Origin of the sequence: Streptomyces sp. CCM_MD2014, assembly GCF_000772045.1 — a bacterium.
Lineage (GTDB): Bacteria > Actinomycetota > Actinomycetes > Streptomycetales > Streptomycetaceae > Streptomyces > Streptomyces salinarius.
Map to the genome: position 1 here is coordinate 5,399,040 of NZ_CP009754.1, position 20,367 is coordinate 5,419,406.

Annotated in this window: 15 protein-coding genes; 14 read left to right on the top strand and 1 reads right to left on the bottom strand. The window is 72.7% G+C overall.

Annotated elements, in window-relative coordinates:
- Positions 1–181: 181 nt before the first annotated feature.
- The 5 genes from NI25_RS24095 (at position 182) to NI25_RS24115 (ending at position 6,454) form a co-directional block, all read left to right on the top strand.
- Positions 182–706 (top strand): sigma-70 family RNA polymerase sigma factor, encoded by a 525-nt coding sequence (locus NI25_RS24095; protein WP_007450155.1) that lies wholly within the window; start codon positions 182–184, stop codon positions 704–706.
- Between the two features lie 59 nt (positions 707–765).
- Complete coding sequence (gene rsuA / locus NI25_RS24100) at positions 766–1,554, top strand: anti-sigma U factor RsuA (protein WP_061444433.1); 789 nt, start codon at positions 766–768, stop codon at positions 1,552–1,554.
- 82 nt (positions 1,555–1,636) lie between these two features.
- Positions 1,637–3,964 (top strand): HelD family protein, encoded by a 2,328-nt coding sequence (locus NI25_RS24105; RefSeq protein ID WP_061444434.1) that lies wholly within the window; start codon positions 1,637–1,639, stop codon positions 3,962–3,964.
- Positions 3,965–4,403: 439 nt separating this feature from the next.
- On the top strand, positions 4,404–5,819 hold the full coding sequence (locus NI25_RS24110; RefSeq protein WP_061444435.1) for an NAD-dependent malic enzyme: 1,416 nt from the start codon (positions 4,404–4,406) through the stop codon (positions 5,817–5,819).
- A 353-nt stretch (positions 5,820–6,172) separates the two neighbouring features.
- Complete coding sequence (locus NI25_RS24115; protein WP_004000874.1) at positions 6,173–6,454, top strand: HU family DNA-binding protein; 282 nt, start codon at positions 6,173–6,175, stop codon at positions 6,452–6,454.
- 186 nt (positions 6,455–6,640) lie between these two features.
- Here the strand turns inward: NI25_RS24115 and murA are convergent, their stop codons facing one another.
- Entirely contained in the window at positions 6,641–7,987 is a 1,347-nt protein-coding gene (gene murA / locus NI25_RS24120) for a UDP-N-acetylglucosamine 1-carboxyvinyltransferase (protein ID WP_061444436.1), read from the bottom strand.
- A 233-nt stretch (positions 7,988–8,220) separates the two neighbouring features.
- Here murA and NI25_RS24125 point away from each other — a divergent pair, with 233 nt between their 5' ends.
- From NI25_RS24125 to NI25_RS24165, 9 genes are all read left to right on the top strand, one after another.
- On the top strand, positions 8,221–8,793 hold the full coding sequence (locus tag NI25_RS24125; protein WP_061444437.1) for a YqgE/AlgH family protein: 573 nt from the start codon (positions 8,221–8,223) through the stop codon (positions 8,791–8,793).
- Positions 8,794–8,823: 30 nt separating this feature from the next.
- Positions 8,824–9,108, top strand: a complete 285-nt coding sequence (locus NI25_RS24130; RefSeq protein ID WP_030402030.1) for a DUF3039 domain-containing protein — start codon at positions 8,824–8,826, stop codon at positions 9,106–9,108.
- Positions 9,109–9,350: 242 nt separating this feature from the next.
- Positions 9,351–10,649 carry an extracellular solute-binding protein gene (locus NI25_RS24135; RefSeq protein WP_061444438.1) on the top strand — a complete coding sequence of 433 codons (1,299 nt, stop codon included), beginning with the start codon at positions 9,351–9,353 and terminating at the stop codon, positions 10,647–10,649.
- Positions 10,646–11,638 (top strand): carbohydrate ABC transporter permease, encoded by a 993-nt coding sequence (locus NI25_RS24140; protein ID WP_061444439.1) that lies wholly within the window; start codon positions 10,646–10,648, stop codon positions 11,636–11,638. Before NI25_RS24135 ends, NI25_RS24140 begins: the two co-directional genes overlap by 4 nt.
- A complete protein-coding gene (locus NI25_RS24145) occupies positions 11,635–12,480 on the top strand; it encodes a carbohydrate ABC transporter permease (protein ID WP_061444440.1) in 846 nt (281 codons plus the stop codon). Before NI25_RS24140 ends, NI25_RS24145 begins: the two co-directional genes overlap by 4 nt.
- Position 12,481: 1 nt before the next feature.
- Complete coding sequence (locus NI25_RS24150; protein WP_061444441.1) at positions 12,482–14,095, top strand: beta-N-acetylhexosaminidase; 1,614 nt, start codon at positions 12,482–12,484, stop codon at positions 14,093–14,095.
- A gap of 273 nt (positions 14,096–14,368) precedes the next feature.
- Complete coding sequence (locus NI25_RS24155; protein WP_061444442.1) at positions 14,369–15,262, top strand: FAD binding domain-containing protein; 894 nt, start codon at positions 14,369–14,371, stop codon at positions 15,260–15,262.
- The gene (locus tag NI25_RS40330; protein ID WP_061444443.1) at positions 15,259–17,970 is read left to right on the top strand and encodes a 2Fe-2S iron-sulfur cluster-binding protein; all 2,712 of its coding nucleotides are present in this window, start codon (positions 15,259–15,261) and stop codon (positions 17,968–17,970) included. The genes NI25_RS24155 and NI25_RS40330 overlap by 4 nt, the downstream gene beginning before the upstream one ends.
- Positions 17,967–20,288, top strand: coding sequence for a xanthine dehydrogenase family protein molybdopterin-binding subunit (locus NI25_RS24165; RefSeq protein WP_061444444.1), 2,322 nt, complete (start codon positions 17,967–17,969; stop codon positions 20,286–20,288). Before NI25_RS40330 ends, NI25_RS24165 begins: the two co-directional genes overlap by 4 nt.
- Positions 20,289–20,367 lie beyond the last annotated feature (79 nt).

Genomic DNA, 20,367 nt, shown 5'->3' on the forward strand with positions numbered 1-20,367 from the left:
CCCCGCGCCCCGTTCGTCGCACCGCCCCCGGGAAATCTCTCATCTCCTTTTGAACACGCCGCACTTCGCGTCCGTACCGAATGGGCGAGCGACCGACTGGGGGAACCCCCGGACATCGGAGGTGGGCGTGCGCAAGGATTCCGTCGTGGCCAATGAACGTGGTGCGAGGGCCCGACATCGCATGTCGCAGTCGTCCTCGGAACCCGACGAGGAGCTGATGCGCGCGCTGTACCGCGAGCACGCCGGCCCCTTGCTCGCCTACGTGCTGCGGCTGGTCGCGGGGGACCGCCAGCGCGCCGAGGACGTCGTCCAGGAGACGCTCATCCGTGCCTGGAAGAACGCCGGTCAGCTCAACCGTGCGACCGGATCGGTACGCCCCTGGCTGGTGACGGTCGCCCGGCGCATCGTCATCGACGGCCACCGCAGCCGGCAGGCCCGGCCGCAGGAGGTCGATCCGTCGCCGCTGGAGGTCATCCCCGCGGAGGACGAGATCGACAAGGCGCTGTGGCTGATGACGCTGTCGGACGCGCTCGACGACCTGACCCCGGCCCACCGGGAGGTCCTCGTCGAGACGTACTTCAAAGGGCGTACCGTCAATGAGGCGGCGCAGACACTGGGCATACCCAGCGGCACCGTTCGCTCCCGGGTGTTCTACGCCCTGCGTTCGATGAAGCTGGCACTGGAGGAGCGGGGGGTGACGGCGTGATGAGCGGGTACGGGGGAGTTCAGGGATTCGGCCCGGGGGACACGGGTAACTCTGTCCCCATGCAGGGATCACCGGCGCCGAACGAGCACGAGACCGTCGGCGCCTACGCCCTCGGGATCCTCGACGACGCCGAGGCGACCGCCTTCGAGGCGCACCTCGCCACCTGCGAGTGGTGCGCCCAGCAGCTCGACGAGCTGGCGGGCCTGGAGCCGATGATGGCCGCGCTCGCCGACCTGCCGGGCACCGGCACGCCCGCGATCGCCGAGTCGCTCACCGTGAAGCCCAGCCCGCGGCTCTCGGAGAAGCTCGTCGACGAGGTCGCCGAACGCCGCGCGAGCAAGCGCCGCCGCAACTTCTACCTGGTGGGCACCGCCGCCGCGCTGATCATCGGCGGCCCGTTCGCCGCCGTGGCGACCACGGGCGGCGGCGGGGGCGGGGACCGTGACGACGGCGGCCGCAGGACGGAGGCGACGCAGCAGGCCGCGAGCCCCGCGGAGTCCGCCTTCGCCGCCATGCCGGACCGGGTCACCGCCACCGACCCGGCCACGCAGGTCAGCGCCACCGTGGCGCTGGAGAAGAAGGCCTGGGGCACCGAAACGGTCCTGGAGCTGAAGAACCTCAAGGGCCCCCAGAAGTGCTCCCTGATCGCCGTCGGCAAGAACGGCGAACGGGAGACGCTCAGCTCCTGGACGGTCCCCGACTGGGGTTACGGCATCCCGGACGCCACCACCGAGAAGGCCAAGAAGCCGCTCTACGTGCACGGCGGCGCCGCCTTCGAACCCAACCAGATCTCCCACTTCGAGGTCATGACCTTCGACGGCAAGCGACTGGTGGAGGTCGACGCGTAGCGGGGGCCGCAGGCGCGCCGTAGCTTCCCGGGCCCCCTTCGCGTATTTTTGACGGCTGCCCAGCACGTCAGAAGGGGGCCCGGTGGCCGCACAGGCTCAACAGGATTCAGCGGTCGACTCGGCGCACGACCCCGTACGACAGGACTCCGCGCGGGAGGACTCCGTACGGGAGCGAGAGATCGGCGTGGAACAGGCGCACCTGGACCGGGTGTACCGACGTCTCGAGGAGAAGATCCACGAGGCGGAGTTCCTCATGCACGACGCCGCCCAGCGCGGCCATGTCGGCACGCCCGGCGCCCTCGCCGAGCGCGACGCCCAGGTCTTCCGGGCCGGTATCCACCTCAACCGCCTGAACAACGAGTTCGAGGACTTCCTCTTCGGCCGCATCGACCTGCTCCTCGGCAAGGACGGCAAGAAGGGCCCGGACGGCGCGTACACGGCGGTCGAGCCCGCCGAGGGCGCCCTCGAGCCCGACGGCACCGCGGACATCGCCGAGACCCTGCATATCGGCCGCATCGGCGTCCTCGACGAGGACTACGCGCCGCTGGTCATCGACTGGCGGGCGCCCGCCGCCGCCCCCTTCTACCGGTCCACGCCGGTCGAACCGGGCCGGGTCGTGCGCCGCCGGGTGATCCGCTCCAAGGGGCGGCGCGTCCTCGGCGTCGAGGACGACCTGATGCGGCCCGAGATCACCGCCCGCCTGGACGGCGAGGAGCTGGCGGTCGTCGGCGACGGCGCCCTGATGGCCGCCCTCGGCCAGGCCCGCACCCACTCCATGCGGGACATCGTGGCCTCCATCCAGGCCGAGCAGGACCAGGTGATCCGCGCCCCCGCCGCCTCCGTGACCTACGTCGAGGGCGGCCCCGGCACCGGCAAGACCGCCGTCGCCCTGCACCGCGCGGCCTACCTGCTCTACCAGGACCGGCGCCGCTACGCGGGCGGCATCCTGATCGTCTCGCCGACCCCGCTGCTCGTGGCGTACACCGAGGGCGTGCTGCCCTCCCTGGGCGAGGAGGGCCAGGTCGCCATCCGCGCGATCGGCTCCCTGGTCGACGGCGCGGAGGCCACGCTGTACGACTCCCCGGCCACCGCCCGCGCCAAGGGCTCCTCCCGCATGCTGCGCGTGCTGCGCAAGGCCGCGCGCGGTGCGCTGGAGCCGGCCGACTCGCCGACCCTGCTCAGGGTCGTCGCCTTCGGCCGCCGCCTCGAACTGGAGGCCGGGGAACTGGCCGGCATCCGCCGCACCGTCCTCGGCGGCACCGCCCCCGTCAACCTGCTGCGTCCCCGCGCCCGCCGGCTGCTCCTGGACGCCCTGTGGCAGAAGTCGGGCGCCGGGGCCCGGCACACCGACCCCGAGCTCGCCGCCGAGCTGCGCTCCTCCTTCGACGAGGACGTCAGCTCCGAGGACTCCTTCATCGCCTTCCTCGACGCCTGGTGGCCCGAGCTGACCCCGGGCGCCGTGCTGGCCGCCATGGCGGACGAGCGGCGCCTGGGCCGCTGGGCCCGGCGCGTGCTGAACGCGGGTGAGGTGCGCAAGGTGGCCCGTTCGCTGCGGCGCGAGGGGTACTCCGTGCACGACATCGCCCTGCTCGACGAGCTCCAGGCGATCGTCGGCACCCCGGCCCGCCCCCGCAAGCGGCGCGAGCAGGACCCGCTGGACCAGCTCACCGGCCTGGAGGAGCTGATGCCGCAGCGCGAGGAGACCCAGTGGGAGCGCGCCGAGCGCCTCGCCCAGGAGCGCACCGAGTACGCCCACGTCATCGTGGACGAGGCCCAGGACCTCACGCCCATGCAGTGGCGGATGGTCGGCCGCCGCGGCCGGCACGCCACCTGGACCGTCGTCGGCGACCCGGCCCAGTCCTCCTGGTCCGACCCCGACGAGGCGGCCGCGGCCCGTGACGAGGCCCTCGGCACCCGGCCGCGCCGCCGCTTCGAGCTGACCGTGAACTACCGCAACCCGGCCGAGATCGCCGAGCTGGCGGCCAAGGTCCTCGCCCTGGCCATGCCCGGCTCGCAGTCCCCGTCGGCCGTGCGCTCGACCGGCGTGGAACCGCGTTTCGCGGTGGCGGAGGACTCCCTCGCCGAGACGGTCCGCGCCGAGGCGGCCCGGCTGCTCGGCCTCGTCGACGGCACCGTCGGCGTCGTCGTCGCCATGAACCGGCGCGAGGAGGCCCGGCGCTGGCTGGACGGGCTCGGCGACCGCGTGGTGGCGCTGGGCAGCCTGGAGGCCAAGGGCCTGGAGTACGACGCCACGGTCGTCGTCTCCCCGGCCGAGATCGCCGACGAGTCGCCCGCCGGGCTGCGCGTGCTGTACGTCGCCCTGACCCGGGCCACGCAGCAGCTGACGGTCGTCTCGTGCGAGCGGGACGAGCCGGACGCCGCGGGGGTGCCGGACCTGCTGCGCGACTGAGGGGGCGGACCCGACCGAGCGGGCGGGTCCGCTCCACGCGAGAGGCCCGCGCCGTCGGACGGCGCGGGCCTCTCGCTCTTCGCGTCTTCGTTTAGGTGGCACCGACCCGCCATGCTCGCCTCGCGGCAAGTGGTCGCTCGTAGCGACGAAGGTTGGGCCCGGGGGCTTGGATCGAGCCGGTGCCACGTCCAAGGTAACAAACGATCCCCGCAAGACAATTCCCGTCCCGCGGGTTCCTTTCGCCGCCCGGGCACGTGCCGCCCGCCACTTCCGCAGACCCCTTCCCCCGACGGGCTACTTCTCGTATGGTGGAAGTCGTTTTCCGAAATCGGAGCGAACAAAAAGTTCGCAATCCGGGGCGGCTACCGCGTACTCGGTGGTAGGTGCGACGATCGGACGGCACAACCCAGTTACACGGTGAAAGCAGAGGAAGTCGGCCATGGCAACGGCGCCCAGCGTCTCCTACTCGATGACGGTCCGACTGGAGGTGCCCGCGGGCGGAACCGCCGTCTCGCAGCTCACCACAGCGGTGGAGTCCGCCGGCGGCTCGGTCACCGGCCTCGACGTCACGGCCTCCGGCCACGACAAGCTCCGCATCGACGTCACCATCGCGGCCGGCTCGACCTCCCACGCCGACGAGATCGTGGAGAAGCTGCGCGGCATCGAGGGCGTCAGCCTGGGCAAGGTCTCCGACCGTACCTTCCTCATGCACCTCGGCGGCAAGATCGAGATGGCGTCCAAGCACCCCATCCGCAACCGCGACGACCTGTCCATGGTCTACACGCCCGGCGTGGCCCGCGTCTGCATGGCGATCGCCGAGAACCCCGAGGACGCCCGCCGCCTCACCATCAAGCGCAACTCCGTTGCGGTCGTGACGGACGGCTCCGCCGTCCTCGGCCTCGGCAACATCGGCCCGAAGGCGGCGCTGCCGGTGATGGAGGGCAAGGCGGCCCTGTTCAAGCGGTTCGCCGGCATCGACGCCTGGCCGATCTGCCTCGACACCCAGGACACCGACGCGATCGTCGAGATCGTCAAGGCCATCGCCCCGGGCTTCGCCGGCATCAACCTCGAGGACATCTCCGCCCCCCGCTGCTTCGAGATCGAGGCCCGGCTGCGCGAGGCCCTCGACATCCCCGTCTTCCACGACGACCAGCACGGCACCGCCATCGTCGTCCTCGCCGCGCTGACCAACGCCCTGCGCGTGGTGGACAAGCCGATCGAGAACGTACGGGTCGTCATGTCCGGCGCCGGCGCCGCCGGTACGGCCATCCTGAAGCTGCTGCTGGCCGCGGGCGTCAAGAACGCCGTCGTCGCCGACATCCACGGCGTCGTGCACGCCGGCCGCGCCGACCTGGTCGACGCCGCCCCTCAGTCCGCGCTGCGCTGGATCGCCGACAACACCAACCCCGAGGGCCTCACCGGCACCCTCAAGGAGGCCGTGCACGGCGCCGACGTCTTCATCGGCGTCTCCGCGCCGAACGTCCTCGACGGCGACGACGTGGCCGCCATGGCCGACGGCGCGATCGTGTTCGCGCTCGCGAACCCCGACCCCGAGGTGGACCCGGCGATCGCCCGCGAGACGGCCGCGGTCGTCGCCACCGGCCGCTCGGACTTCCCGAACCAGATCAACAACGTGCTGGTCTTCCCCGGTGTGTTCCGCGGCCTGCTGGACGCCCAGTCCCGCACCGTCAACACCGAGATGATGCTGGCCGCCGCGCACGCCCTCGCGGACGTGGTGACCGAGGACGAGCTCAACCCGAACTACGTCATCCCCAGCGTCTTCAACGACAAGGTCGCCGGTGCCGTCGCGGGCGCCGTGCGGGAGGCGGCGAAGGCCGCCGGAGTGGTGGCGTAGGTTCCCCCGGCCGGGGAAGGCGGTCCATGGCGTGGTGGTGAGGATCACCACGGCGGGCCGCCGCTCCGGCGCGTCGCGGGATGTCGGGCCTCGGATCGCCCTCTAGGGTTGCGCAAGGCTCAGGCCCTCTCGGCGTGTGACTCCCAAGGGTGCTCTCACGACCTCCTGGGGGTGCCGGATTGGCTTTACCGCCGCAGGTGGAGGCAGGATGCCTCCCTGGGCGCGAGGGTCTGACGACCGACCCGGGTCCGGGGAATGTCAGAGGGCCCTGGCAGCATCGGCATCGCTGTGCCCAACATGCGGCTCCGCCGCGTGGCACGCCTCAACGGCAAGAAGAACACGGGAGTAACAACATGAACCGCAGTGAGCTGGTGGCCGCGCTGGCCGACCGCGCCGAGGTGACCCGCAAGGACGCCGACGCCGTGCTGGCCGCGTTCGCCGAGGTTGTCGGCGACATCGTCTCCAAGGGCGACGAGAAGGTCACCATCCCCGGCTTCCTGACCTTCGAGCGCACCCACCGTGCCGCTCGCACCGCCCGCAACCCGCAGACCGGCGACCCGATCCAGATCCCCGCCGGGTACAGCGTCAAGGTTTCGGCGGGCTCCAAGCTCAAGGAAGCCGCCAAGGGCAAGTAAGCGCTCCGCTCGGAGTGCCGGGGACTGCGCGGGGCGTTCGTTCGGGATGCGGCCGTTTCGCGGCTGCCGGGCCGTCCGCGGCTGGTCGCGCAGTTCCCCGCGCCCCTTGCAGGGGCGCTCGTCTCAACGCCGGTGGGGCGGTCACCCGGATTCGGGTGACCGCCCCACCGGCGTTGAGTGCGTGTGTCAGCCCAGGGCCTTGCCCGGGAGTTCCACCTTCGCGCCCAGCTCGACGAGCTTGTCCATGAAGTTCTCGTAGCCGCGGTTGATCAGGTCGATGCCGTGGACGCGGGAGGTGCCCTGGGCCGCGAGGGCGGCGATCAGGTACGAGAAGCCGCCGCGCAGGTCCGGGATGACCAGGTCGGCGCCCTCCAGCTTCGTCGGCCCGGAGACCACGGCCGAGTGCAGGAAGTTGCGCTGGCCGAAGCGGCAGTCGGAGCCGCCGAGGCATTCGCGGTAGAGCTGGATGTGGGCGCCCATCTGGTTGAGCGCCGAGGTGAAGCCCAGCCGGGACTCGTACACCGTCTCGTGGACGATGGACAGGCCCGTGGCCTGCGTCAGGGCGACCACCAGGGGCTGCTGCCAGTCCGTCTGGAAGCCCGGGTGCACGTCCGTCTCCAGGGCGATGGACTTCAGCCGGCCGCCCGGGTGCCAGAAGCGGATGCCCTCGTCGTCGATCTCGAACGCGCCGCCCACCTTCCGGAAGGTGTTCAGGAACGTCATCATCGAGCGCTGCTGGGCCCCGCGGACGTAGACGTTGCCCTCGGTGGCCAGCGCCGCGGAGGCCCAGGAGGCGGCCTCCAGGCGGTCCGAGAGGGCACGGTGGGTGTAGCCGCCCAGCTCGTCCACGCCGGTGACGCGGATCGTGCGGTCGGTGTCCATGGCGATGATCGCGCCCATTTTCTGCAGGACGCAGATCAGGTCCTCGATCTCCGGCTCCACGGCCGCGTTGGACAGCTCCGTGACGCCCTCGGCGAGCACGGCGGTCAGCAGCACCTGCTCGGTGGCGCCGACGGACGGGTACGGCAGCCGGATCTTCGTGCCGCGCAGCCGCTGCGGGGCCTCCAGGTACTGGCCGTCCGCCCGCTTCTCGATCTTCGCGCCGAACTGCCGCAGCACGTCGAAGTGGAAGTCGATGGGCCGGCCGCCGATGTCGCAGCCGCCCAGGCCCGGGATGAAGGCGTGCCCGAGACGGTGCAGCAGCGGGCCGCAGAACAGGATGGGGATGCGCGACGAGCCCGCGTGGGCATCGATGTCGGCGACGTTCGCGCTCTCCACATGGGTCGGGTCCATGACCAGCTCGCCGGGCTCCTCGCCCGGACGGACGGTCACCCCGTGCAGCTGCAGCAGTCCGCGTACGACCCGCACGTCGCGGATGTCCGGCACGTTGCGCAGCCGGCTCGGCGCGCTGCCCAGCAGGGCGGCCACCATGGCCTTCGGCACGAGGTTCTTCGCACCGCGGACCCGGATCTCGCCCTCCAGTGGGGTGCCGCCGTGGACAAGCAGTACGTCATCAGCGCCGTTGACGGTCATGAATCTCGCGTTCCGTGGGGTTGGGCAGGGGCCAGAAGGGAAAGGGTAATCGTCTTGTACCCCCCTTCAGGGCGCCTCCGCACGGTCCGGCAACGTCATGGATTTGTCACAACACGTGGCGTTCACGGGCGCGTACAGGGGGTCACGGCCGAGCGGCGTGCGCGGGTGCGTGTTCACCCCCGTGCCTCCGATTGCCTCCCCACGGAAGGGGAACATGCGGGATCATGTCTGGCATGACCGAGGTGTCCTCGCTCACGGGGCGGCTGCTCGTGGCAACGCCCGCCCTGGCGGACCCGAACTTCGAGCGTGCGGTGGTGCTCCTCCTCGACCACGACGAGGAGGGCTCCCTCGGTGTCGTCCTCAACCGTCCCACACCGGTCGACGTGGGCGACATCCTGGAGGACTGGGCGGAGCTGGCCGGCGAGCCGGGCGTCGTCTTCCAGGGCGGCCCGGTCTCGCTGGACTCGGCCCTCGGCGTCGCCGTCGTCCCCGGCGGGGCGACCGGCGAGCGGGCGCCGCTGGGCTGGCGCCGGGTGCACGGCGCGATCGGCCTGGTCGACCTGGAGGCACCGCCGGAGCTGCTGGCGCCGGCCGTGGGCGCCCTGCGGATCTTCGCCGGGTACGCGGGCTGGGGACCCGGCCAGCTGGAGGACGAGCTGACCGAGGGCGCCTGGTACGTGGTCGAGTCCGAGCCCGGCGACGTCTCCTCGCCGTTTCCCGAGAGACTCTGGCGCGAGGTGCTGCGCCGCCAGCGGGGCGACCTGGCGATGGTGGCGACGTACCCGGACGACCCGTCGCTCAACTGAAGCGTGTGAGCTTCAGTACCCTTGGCGGTTATGAGCACTCTCGAGCCCGAGCGCGGGACAGGTACGGGAACCCTCGTCGAGCCGACGCCGCAGACGTCCCACGGCGACGGCGATCACGAGCGCTTCGCGCATTACGTCCAGAAGGACAAGATCATGGCGAGCGCCCTCGACGGCACCCCCGTCGTGGCGCTGTGCGGCAAGGTCTGGGTACCGGGCCGCGACCCGAAGAAGTATCCCGTCTGCCCCATGTGCAAGGAGATCTACGAATCCATGAGCGGCGGCGGGGACGAGGGCAAGGGCGGCGACAAGAAGTAGCGCCTCTGCCCGTAAGGACCTCTCAGAACTTCCCGAAGGCCCCCGGAGTGTGCCCGCGCGCACTCCGGGGGCCTTCGTGCGCCGGGGCGGAGCCGGCACCCCGACGGCGCTGACTCACCAAGAGGTTTACGAACTGGTTCAGACCTCTTGTGGACAGGTTCATGTCTCCCTACGCTCCTGGGTGTTGTGCAGAGCGAAACCGTCATTGCATATGTTGCAACGCACGCCCGGAGGAAGACTCCATGAAGCTCGCCCCCCGCCTGGCCGTACTGCTGGCCGCGGCCGTCGTCGCCGCGACCGCCTGCGCCCCCCAGACGTCCGACAACTCATCCTCCGGCAAGGACGAGAAGAGCGGCACGCTGCGCGTCTGGCTGTTCCAGGAGGTCAACAACAAGCCCAAGGAGAAGGTCGTGGACGCGGTCCTCGCCGACTTCGAGAAGGCGCACGACGACACGAAGGTCACCGTCGAGTACATCCCGGTCGAGACCCGCGCCCAGCGCATCAAGGCCGCCTTCAACGACCCGGAGAGCGCCCCCGACGTCATCGAGTACGGCAACACCGACACCGCCGGATACGTCAAGGACGGCGGACTCGCCGACATATCCGGGGAGTTCGCGGCCTGGGACGAGGCCAAGGACGCCGACCCCACCGCCCGCCAGTCGGTCACCGTGGACGGCAAGGTCTACGGCGCCCCCTACTTCGTCGGCGTCCGCGCCCTGTACTACCGCACCGACGTCTTCGACGAACTCGGGCTCGAACCCCCCGAGTCGCTGGCCGAGCTGGCGTCCACCGCCAAGAAGGTGCACGCCGCGAAGCCCGGCCTCTACGGCATCGCGGTCGGCGGCGCCTACACCTACGGCGCGATGCCCTTCATCTGGGCCAACGGCGGCGAACTCGCCACCGGCAAGGGCGGCTCGTACGCCGCCGCCATCGACAGCGCCGCCGCCCGGAAGGGCATCGAGGCCTACACCTCCCTGTTCGGGGACGACAACTGCCCCGCCGCCAAGTGCGCCGGCATGGGCGGCAACGACACCGTCACCGCCTTCGCCTCCGGCAAGGCGGCCATGGCCATCGGCGGCGACTTCAGCCACCAGGCCGTGGAGGCCGGCGAAGTGAAGGGCAAGTACGCGGTCGTTCCGCTGCCCGGCGTCGAGTCCGGCTCCATCGCCCCCGCCTTCGCGGGCGGCAACAACATCGGCGTCCTCAAGAGCACCTCGCACCGCACCCTCGCCGTCGACCTGATGAAGCGGCTCGCGTCGAAGAAGGCACAGGGCGAACTCTTCGACGCGATGGGCTTCCTGCCGACCTTCGCGGACGTACGGCAGCAGGTCGCGGCGAAGGAGCCGTTCGTGAAGCCGTTCGTCGACACGCTCGCCGCCGGCACGAAGTTCGTGCCCGCCTCTCCCGCGTGGGCGACGATCGACTCCTCGCAGGTGCTGCCGACGATGTTCCAGGAGGTGGTGAGCGGCAAGAAGAACGTGGCCGCCGCCGCCGGGGACGCTGCTCGGAAGATGGACGACGCGTTCGGCTCCGCCGGATGAGTGCGTCGCCTTCCGGCACGGGGGGTGCGGTGCGTGCGCGGGTGCCGGTGCGTCGTGGCTTGTCGCGCCCGCGCGGCGGTAGCCGCACATCCAACAGAGCCCCGCGCCCCTACCGGGGCTCGTCCAGCACCCCTTGGTTGTATCTCGCCCCCGCACTCGTCGTCCTCGGCGGGCTGCTCGTCTACCCCGTCTACCAGCTCGGGCTGATCTCCTTTCTGGAGTACACGCAGGCGCAGGTCAGCGGTGGGGAGCCGACGACCTTCCAGGGGTTCGGGAACTACGCCGAGCTGTTCGGGGACGGGGAGTTCTGGCGGGTGCTGCTCGCCACCGTCGTGTTCGCCGCCGCCTGTGTCGTCTCGACGCTGGCCGTCGGCTGTGCGCTCGCCGTGCTGCTCACGCGGGTGCGGGCCGTACCGCGGCTGGCGCTGATGCTGGCGGGGCTGGGGGCGTGGGCGACACCGGCGGTCACCGGGTCCACGGTCTGGCTGCTGCTGTTCGACCCCGACTTCGGGCCCGTCAACCGGATGCTGGGCCTCGGCGACCACTCCTGGACGTACGGGCGCTACAGCGCCTTCCTGCTCGTGCTGCTCGAAGTGGTCTGGTGCTCGTTCCCGTTCGTCATGGTGACCGTCTACGCCGGGATACGGGCCGTGCCTGCCGAGGTGCTGGAGGCGGCCGCGCTCGACGGGGCCTCGCAGTGGCGGATCTGGCGCTCGGTGCTCGCGCCGATGCTCCGGCCGATCCTGGTGGTCGTCACCATCCAGTCGGTCATCTGGGACTTCAAGGTCTTCACCCAGATCTACGTCATGACGAACGGCGGCGGCATCGCCGGCCAGAACCTCGTCCTCAACGTCTACGCCTACCAGAAGGCCTTCGCGTCCTCGCAGTACAGCCTCGGCTCCGCGATCGGGGTCGTCATGCTGCTGATCCTGCTCGCCGTGACGCTGGTCTACCTGCGGCTGCTGCGCCGTCAGGGGGAGGAGCTGTGAATCTTCCGCGCGCGCGTGTGCGCCGTCCGTGGCGGCTCGCGGCCGAGGCGTCCGCGCTGCTGATCGCCGTGGTGGTCGCCTTCCCGCTCTACTGGATGGTGCTGAGCGCCTTCAAACCGGCCGGGGAGATCGAGTCGAGCGAGCCCCGGCCCTGGACGCTGACCCCCTCGCTGGATTCCTTCCGGCGCGTCTTCGAACAGCAGGAATTCGGCCGCTACTTTCTCAACAGCCTGATCGTGGCGGGTTCCGTCGTGATCGCCTCGGCGCTGATCGCGTTCCTCGCGGCGACCGCCGTGACGCGTTTCCGGTTCCGTTTCCGGACCACCCTGCTGATCATGTTCCTGGTGGCCCAGATGGTGCCCGTGGAGGCGCTCACGATCCCGTTGTTCTTCCTCATGCGGGACGTCGGCCAGCTGAACACGCTGGGTTCGCTGATCCTGCCCCACATCGCCTTCTCGCTGCCCTTCGCGATCTGGATGCTGCGGGGCTTCGTGAAAGCCGTGCCGGAGGCCCTGGAGGAGGCCGCCCACATCGACGGGGCGAGCCGGAGCCGCTTTCTCTGGCAGATCCTTTTCCCGCTGGTCTTCCCGGGGCTGGTGGCCACCAGCGTCTTCTCCTTCATCTCCACCTGGAACGACTTCCTGTTCGCCAAGTCGTTCATCATCAGCGACACCTCCCAGTCGACGCTGCCGATGGCGCTGCTGGTCTTCTACAAGCCGGACGATCCCGACTGGGGCGGCGTCATGGCCGCGTCCACGGTGATGACGATTCCGGTGCTGGTCTTCTTCGTACTCGTACAACGACGACTCGTCTCCGGCCTCGGCGGAGCGGTAAAGGACTGACGTGAGCGACGTTCTTCCCCAGCCCCAGCAAGTCTCCTCCCAGGAGGACGCCTTCTTCGACCTCGGCCCGGACACCGCTCTGGTGGCCGGCGACGGCACCGGGCGCACCGAGCGCTGGCTGCGCGCCACGCTGGGCGCCGCCACCGGTCTGCCGCTGGCGCCCGCAGCGGGTGGCGGCGGTGCCATCCGCCTCGCCCTCGACGCCGGCCTGCCCGACGAGGGTTACCGCCTGGTCGTCGCCCCGGAGGGCGTGCACCTCACCGGCGGCGACGCGGCCGGCCTGTTCTGGGGCGCCCAGACGCTGCGCCAGCTCCTCGGCCCGGACGCCTTCCGGCGCGCCCCGCTGCCCGGCCGCCGCTGGCGGCTGCCGCTGACCCGCATCGAGGACGCGCCCCGTTTCCGCTGGCGCGGCCTGATGCTGGACGTCGCCCGGCACTTCATGCCCAAGGACGGCGTCCTGCGCTACCTGGACCTGATGGCCGCGCACAAACTCAACGTCCTGCACTTCCACCTGACGGACGACCAGGGCTGGCGCGTGGAGATCAAACGCCACCCGAAGCTCACCGAGACCGGCTCCTGGCGCGCACGCACGAAATACGGCCACCGCGCCTCGCCGCTGTGGGAGGACAAACCCCACGGCGGTTACTACACCCAGGACGACATCCGGGAGATCGTCGCCTACGCGGCCGAACGGCACATCACCGTCGTCCCCGAAATCGACGTACCCGGACACTCGCAGGCCGCCATCGCCGCGTATCCCGAACTCGGCAACACGGACGTGATCGACACCACAGCGCTCTCCGTGTGGGACACCTGGGGCGTCTCCCCGAACGTCCTCGCGCCCACGGACGCCGTGCTGCGCTTCTACGAGGGCGTGTTCGAGGAACTGCTGGAGCTTTTCCCCTCGGAGTTCGTCCACATCGGCGGCGACGAATGCCCGAAGGAGCAGTGGCGGCGTTCGGCCACCGCGCAGGCGCGCATCGAGGAACTCGCCCTGGCGAACGAGGACGAACTCCAGGCCTGGATCATCCAGCACTTCGACACCTGGCTCACCGAACGCGGGCGCCGGCTCATCGGCTGGGACGAAATCCTGGAGGGCGGCCTGGCCAAGGGCGCGGCCGTGGCGTCCTGGCGCGGTTACGCGGGCGGGGTCGCCGCCGCGCGCGCGGGGCACGACGTCGTGATGTGCCCCGAGCAGCAGGTGTACCTGGACCACCGGCAGGCCCCGGGCGAGGACGAACCCGTGCCGATCGGCTTCGTGCGCACCCTGGAGGACGTCTACCGGTTCGAACCGGTTCCCGCCGAACTGACACCGGACGAGTCCGGACACGTGATCGGCACCCAGGCCAACGTGTGGACCGAGGTGATGGAGAACCAGGGGCGCGTGGACTACCAGGTGTTCCCGAGGCTCGCCGCCTTCGCCGAGGTCGCCTGGAGCGCCCTGCCGGCCCCCGCCGAGCGGGACTACGCCGCCTTCGAGCGGCGGATGGCCGCCCACTACCGGCGCCTGGACGCCCTGGGCGTCGACTACCGGCCGCCCGCCGGCCCGCTGCCGTGGCAGCGACGGCCCGGGGTGCTCGGCCGGCCGATCGACGGGCCGCCGCCGAACAAGTAGGAAAACTCCGCCACATAGCGAGACTCGGAACGTGAAACGCCCCTAAACGTCACCGAAGAGTGGCAACTCGCGCGCATGGCGCCCGGCTCCGATCACCGGAGATCCCGTACGAAAACGTCCCATCCCGCCGACGAGGCGGGCGAATGCCTCCTATGGGACCCCTGCGTTCGGGCCCTGCGAAGATGTGCCAGAGTTGCCACGTCCGCCCTGTGAGGTCGTACGGTACGGCCACATGGGCGGGACCAGGTGGGACAGCGGGAAGGGGCAGTCGGTTTGACCACGCACGCACCGCAGGCGGCGCAGGCCGTCACGCTGCCCACGACACTGGACGAGGCCGTGGCGGCGCTCGCGGCGATGCCCGCGGCCGTTCCGGTCGCGGGCGGCACCGACCTGATGGCGGCCGTCAACTCCGGCCAGCTCAGGCCCGCCGCGCTGGTGGGCCTCGGCCGGATCAGCGAGATCCGCGGCTGGCAGTACCAGGACGGCCACGCGCTGCTCGGCGCGGGCCTCACCCACGCCCGCATGGGCCGCCCCGACTTCGCGGCGCTCATCCCGGCGCTCGCCGCCGCCGCACGCGCCGCCGGACCGCCGCAGATCCGCAACGCGGGCACCCTGGGCGGCAACATCGCCTCGGCCGCCCCCACCGGGGACGCGCTGCCGGTGCTGGCCGCCCTGGAGGCGACGCTGATCATCGCGGGCCAGGAGGGCGCCCGGCGCGAGGTGCCGGTCTCCCACCTGCTGGCGGGCATGGAGATGCTCCGCGCGGGCGAGGTGATCGGCTACGTGCGCGTGCCGCTGCTGCACGCGCCGCAGGTCTTCCTGAAGGCGACCGGCCGCACCGGTCCCGGCCGCGCGACCGCCTCCGTGGCGCTGGTCCTCGACCCGGCCCGGCGCGGCGTACGGTGCGCCGTGGGCGCCATCGCGCCGATGCCGCTGCGGCCCCTGGAGGCCGAGCAGTGGGTGGCCTCGCTCATCGACTGGGACAACGGCCGCGCCATCGTCCCCGAGGCGCTGCACGGCTTCGGCGAGTACGTCGCCGCGGCCTGCATCCCCGACGAGGCCCCGGCCGAGGACGGCTCCGTGCCGCCGCTGCCGCCCGCCGTACTGCACCTGCGGCGCACCGTCGCCGCGCTGGCCCGACGAGCACTGGGGAGGGCACTGTCGTGACCGACGACCGGCATGGCGACGAGTACCGGGACGGGTACGGGGACGAGTACGGCGATCAGCACGCCGGGGGCACGCCGCCGAGCGGCGGACGCTGGGACCCGCTGCCCCAGGGCGACTACGACGACGGCGCCACCGCCTTCGTGAAACTCCCCGAGGGCGGCGTGGACGCGCTCCTCGCCTCCTCCGACAGTCCGCTCGCCGCGCCCGGCCACGGCTACGTGCCGCCCCAGATCACGGTCGCGCCCGCCACCACCGCCGGCACCGACCCGGCCGCCACGGGCTCCTGGGCGATGCCGTCGACGCCGTCCGCCCCCGTGGACGGCACCCAGTGGCAGGCGCCGGACGCCGGGCAGGGGTACGGCGACTACGCCGCCCACCACGACCCGTACGGCGGGGCGGCGCCCTACGGCACGCACCCCGGGCAGGGCGTCCCCGGGCAGGACGACCGGTTCGCCCACCAGCCCGGGCCCACCGGACAGTGGGACTTCTCGCAGGCCGCGCAGGCCTCCGAGGCCGACGCTGAGGCCGCTGCGCCGGCGCCGGCGCCGGGCCAGGACGTGACCGGGCAGTGGTCCATCCCCGTGGCCGGCGGTGACCTGCCGGACGAGTCGGGCGAGTTCACCACGTCGTCCCTGGCCGAGCAGTGGGGCACCGGTGCGCCCGCCACCCTGCCCGGCGGCGCTCCCGCCCCCTGGGCGACGCAGCCCTCCGGGCAGCCGTGGGGCGAACGCCGGGAGGAGAGCGGGCCGGACACCGGTGAACGGTCCGCCGAGGATCTGCGCCCACCGTCGACCCAGCCCGCCGGCCGGCCCTGGGGCGACGGCACGGCCCAGTCCGTCCCGACCGGCGAGGAGCGCCCCGCCGGGCTCCCGCACGCCCACGCCTCCGACGACGGCGCGAACGGTCCCGGCCACGACGGGGGCCGGTACGCCTCCGATTCCGCCGACGGCCCGCACACCCCCGGCCCCGCGGCCGGTGTGCACGGGTCCGATTCCGGCGGAGGGCCGTACGCGGCCGATCCCGCCGAGGGCATGAACGCGCCCGGTCCCGCCGAGGACCCACGGGTGTCCGCGTCCGCCGACGGCGCGAACGGTCCCGGCCACGACGGGGGCCGGTACGCCTCCGATTCCGCCGACGGCCCGCACGCCCCCGGCTCCGCGGCCGGTGTGCACGGGTCCGGTTCCGGCGGGGGGCCGTACGCGGCCGATCCCGCCGAGGGCATGAACGCGCCCGGTCCCGCCGAGGACCCACGGGTGTCCGCGTCCGACGACGGCGCGAACGGGCCCGGCCACGACGGGGGCCGGTACGCCTCCGATTCCACCGACGGCCCGCACGCCTCCGGCATGGACACCTCCGGCCACGCCGACGGCCCGCACGCCGACGGCCCGCACGCCCCCGGTCACGCCGACGGCGCGCAGGCGTCCGGCCCCGCGAACGGCATGCACGCGCCCGGTCACGCCGACGGCGCGCAGGCGTCCGCCCCCGCGAACGGCATGCACGCGCCCGGTCCCGCCGAGGGCGTGCGCCGGTCCGCTTCCGGCGCCGTCCCGTACCCGTCCGGCCCCGCCGACGGGACGGCCGGGGCGGCCACCGGGCCGGCCGGTGGGGCCGAGACGGTGGCCGGCGAGCCCGGTGGGGCCGAGGAGGCCCCTGAAGGCCCGGCAGAAGGCTCGGCGGGCCGCAGTGAGGAGACGGGGGGCGAACCCCGCCCGGAGGCCGCCGACGGCTCCGTGACGGGCTCGGCGCCGACCGCCGGTAGCGGGCCGGCGTCCGAGCTTGCGCGGGAGCACGGCCAGGAGCCGGCGTCCGGGCACGGGCAGGAGCCCGGAGGAGCGCCGCATCCGGAGCCCGCGGCCGGCCCGGCCGGCCCCGAGAGCGCCGACGGGCCCGGTCCGGCGGACGCCGAGGCGGACCCGGCCGACGGCGGTACCGGTTTGGACGGGACCCGGCCCGACGCCACCGACCCCGAAGCGGCCCCCGCCCCGGCCGCCACCGAGGAGCCACCGGCCCCCGTCGGCCCGCAGGACGAGCACCCCCTCGCCTCGTACGTGCTGCGCGTCAACGGCGCCGACCGGCCCGTCACCGACGCCTGGATCGGCGAGTCCCTGCTGTACGTGCTGCGTGAGCGGCTCGGCCTCGCGGGCGCCAAGGACGGCTGCTCGCAGGGCGAGTGCGGCGCCTGCAACGTGCAGGTCGACGGACGGCTCGTCGCCTCCTGCCTGGTCCCGGCCGTGACCTCGGCCGGCAGCGAGGTGCGCACCGTCGAGGGTCTGGCCACCGACGGACGGCCCTCGGACGTGCAGCGGGCGCTCGCCCGGCGCGGCGCGGTGCAGTGCGGCTTCTGCGTGCCCGGCATGGCGATGACCGTGCACAACCTCCTGGAGGGCAACCCGGCGCCGACCGAGCTGGAGGCCCGCCAGGCCCTGTGCGGCAACCTGTGCCGCTGCTCCGGCTACCGGGGCGTCCTGGAGGCCGTCCAGGAGGTCGTCGCCGAACGCGAGGCGCACGCCGACGCCGAGGCACACGCGGGCGCGGACGCCGACGAGCCCCGCATCCCGCACCAGGCCGGTCCCGGCGCGGGCGGCGTCAACCCGTCGGCGTTCGAGTCCCAGCCGCCACCGGACGCGCGGGACGCGACAGGACCGCACGACAGCCACCCGCCCTACGGCGAGCACGGCAACCACGGCCAGGACGGAGGCCACGCGTGAGCAACGACGCCGCGACTGCGGAGGCCGAGGGAACCGCCGAGACGGCCACCCCCGTCCCCGAGCCGATCCCGCACGGCCTCGGCGCGTCCCTGCCGCCCGCCGACGCCCGTGCCAAGACCGAGGGCACCTTCCCCTACGCCGCCGACCTGTGGGCCGAGGGCCTGCTGTGGGCGGCCGTACTGCGCTCACCGCACCCGCACGCGCGCATCGTGTCCATCGACACCAGCCACGCGCGCGACATGCCCGGCGTGCGGGCCGTCGTCACTCACGAGGACGTGCCGGGCACCCCCCTGCACGGCCGCGGCGGCCACGCCGACCGCCCGGTCTTCGCCTCCGACGTCGTACGCCACCACGGCGAGCCGCTCGCCGCCGTCGCCGCCGACCACCCGGACACCGCGCGGATGGCCGCCGCCGCCGTCATCGTCGAGTACGAGGTGCTCGACCCGGTCACCGACCCGGAGCAGGCCTTCGAGGCCGAGCCGCTGCACCCCGACGGCAACCTGATCCGGCACATCCCGCTGCGCCACGGCGACCCGGAGGCGGCCGGCGAGATCGTCGTCGAGGGCCTGTACCGCATCGGCCGCCAGGACCCGGCGCCCATAGGGGCCGAGGCCGGTCTGGCCGTACCGCGCCCCGACGGCGGCGTGGAGCTGTACCTGGCCTCCACCGACCCGCACGGCGACCGCGACATCGCCGCCGCCTGCTACGGCCTGTCGCCCGAACAGGTGAAGATCGTCGTCACCGGGGTGCCGGGCGCCACCGCGGACCGCGAGGACCAGGGCTTCCAGCTGCCGCTCGGCCTGCTGGCGCTGAAGACCGGCTGCCCGGTGAAACTGACCGCCACGCGCGAGGAGTCCTTCCTCGGGCACACCCACCGCCACCCCACCCTCCTGCGCTACCGCCACCACGCGGACGGCGAGGGCCGGGTGGTGAAGGTCGAGGCGCAGATCCTGCTCGACGCGGGCGCCTACGCCGACACCTCCTCGGACGCCCTGGCCGCCGCGGTGGCCTTCGCCTGCGGACCGTACGTCGTGCCGAACGCCTTCATCGAGGGCTGGGCGGTGCGCACCAACAACCCGCCCTCCGGCCACGTGCGCGGCGAGGGCGCCATGCAGGTGTGCGCCGCGTACGAGGCGCAGATGGACAAGATCGCCAAGAAGCTGGGCCAGGACCCGGCCGAGGTGCGGCTGCGCAACGTCCTGGCCACCGGGGACGTCCTCCCCACCGGCCAGACCGTCACCTGCCCGGCACCCGTCGCCGAACTCCTCCAGGCGGTCCGCGACTTCCCCCTCCCCGCCCTGCCCAAGGACACGCCCGAGGACGAGTGGCTGCTGCCCGGCGGTCCCGAGGGCGCGGGCGAACCGGGCGCGGTGCGCCGGGGCGTCGGCTACGGCATCGGCATGGTGCACATGCTGGGCGCCGAGGGCGCGGACGAGGTCTCCACGGCCACCGTGAAGGTCCAGAACGGCGTGGCGACGGTGCTGTGCGCGGCCGTGGAGACCGGCCAGGGCTTCACGACCCTGGCCCGGCAGATCGTCCAGGAGACCCTGGGTGTGGACGAGGTCCACGTGGCCCCCGTGGACACCGACCAGCCCCCGGCCGGCGCGGGCTGCCGCGGCCGCCACACCTGGGTGTCGGGCGGCGCGGTGGAACGCGCGGCCAAGATGGTCCGCACCCAGCTCCTCCAGCCGCTGGCCCACCAGTTCGGCATGTCCACGGAGCTGCTGCAGATCGCCGACGGCAAGATCACCTCGTACGACGGCGTGCTGTCGACGACGGTCGCCGAGGCGCTGGACGGCAAGGAACTGTGGGCCACCGCCCAGTGCCGCCCCCACCCGACCGAGCCGCTCGACGAGGCCGGACAGGGCGACGCGTTCGTCGGCATGGCCTTCTGCGCGATCCGCGCGGTGGTGGACGTCGACATCGAGATCGGCTCGGTCCGGGTCGTGGAACTGGCCGTCGCCCAGGACGTGGGCCGCGTCCTGAACCCGGCCCAGCTGGCCGCCCGTATCGAGGCGGGCGTCACCCAGGGTGTCGGCATCGCGCTCACGGAGAACCTCCGCACCCCGCGCGGCCTGATCCGCCACCCCGACCTGACCGGCTACGCCCTCCCGACGGCACTCGACACCCCCGACATCCGCATCGTGAAGCTCGTCGAGGAACGCGACGTGGTCGCCCCCTTCGGCGCCAAGGCCGTCAGCGCGGTCCCGGTGGTCGCCTCCCCGGCGGCCGTCGCCTCGGCCGTACGCGCGGCCACGGGACGCCCGGTCAACCGGCTCCCGATCCGCCCGCAGGCCGCGGTGGCCACCGGTCACTGAGCCGCTGGTCACGGGCGTGAGGCAACGCGGGGCGGGCCGGGCGCGTCCTACAGGCCGAACGGAGTCCGTGCGCGGGGAG

Excerpts from the sequence above, each read along its gene's own strand:
- NI25_RS24095 (WP_007450155.1), top strand. The coding sequence starts at position 182 with ATGTCGCAGTCGTCCTCGGAACCCGACGAGGAGCTGATGCGCGCGCTG.
- rsuA (WP_061444433.1), top strand. The coding sequence starts at position 766 with ATGCAGGGATCACCGGCGCCGAACGAGCACGAGACCGTCGGCGCCTAC.
- NI25_RS24110 (WP_061444435.1), top strand. The coding sequence starts at position 4,404 with ATGGCAACGGCGCCCAGCGTCTCCTACTCGATGACGGTCCGACTGGAG.
- NI25_RS24115 (WP_004000874.1), top strand. The coding sequence starts at position 6,173 with ATGAACCGCAGTGAGCTGGTGGCCGCGCTGGCCGACCGCGCCGAGGTG.
- murA (WP_061444436.1), bottom strand. The coding sequence starts at position 7,987 with ATGACCGTCAACGGCGCTGATGACGTACTGCTTGTCCACGGCGGCACC.
- NI25_RS24125 (WP_061444437.1), top strand. The coding sequence starts at position 8,221 with ATGACCGAGGTGTCCTCGCTCACGGGGCGGCTGCTCGTGGCAACGCCC.
- NI25_RS24130 (WP_030402030.1), top strand. The coding sequence starts at position 8,824 with ATGAGCACTCTCGAGCCCGAGCGCGGGACAGGTACGGGAACCCTCGTC.
- NI25_RS24135 (WP_061444438.1), top strand. The coding sequence starts at position 9,351 with ATGAAGCTCGCCCCCCGCCTGGCCGTACTGCTGGCCGCGGCCGTCGTC.
- NI25_RS24140 (WP_061444439.1), top strand. The coding sequence starts at position 10,646 with ATGAGTGCGTCGCCTTCCGGCACGGGGGGTGCGGTGCGTGCGCGGGTG.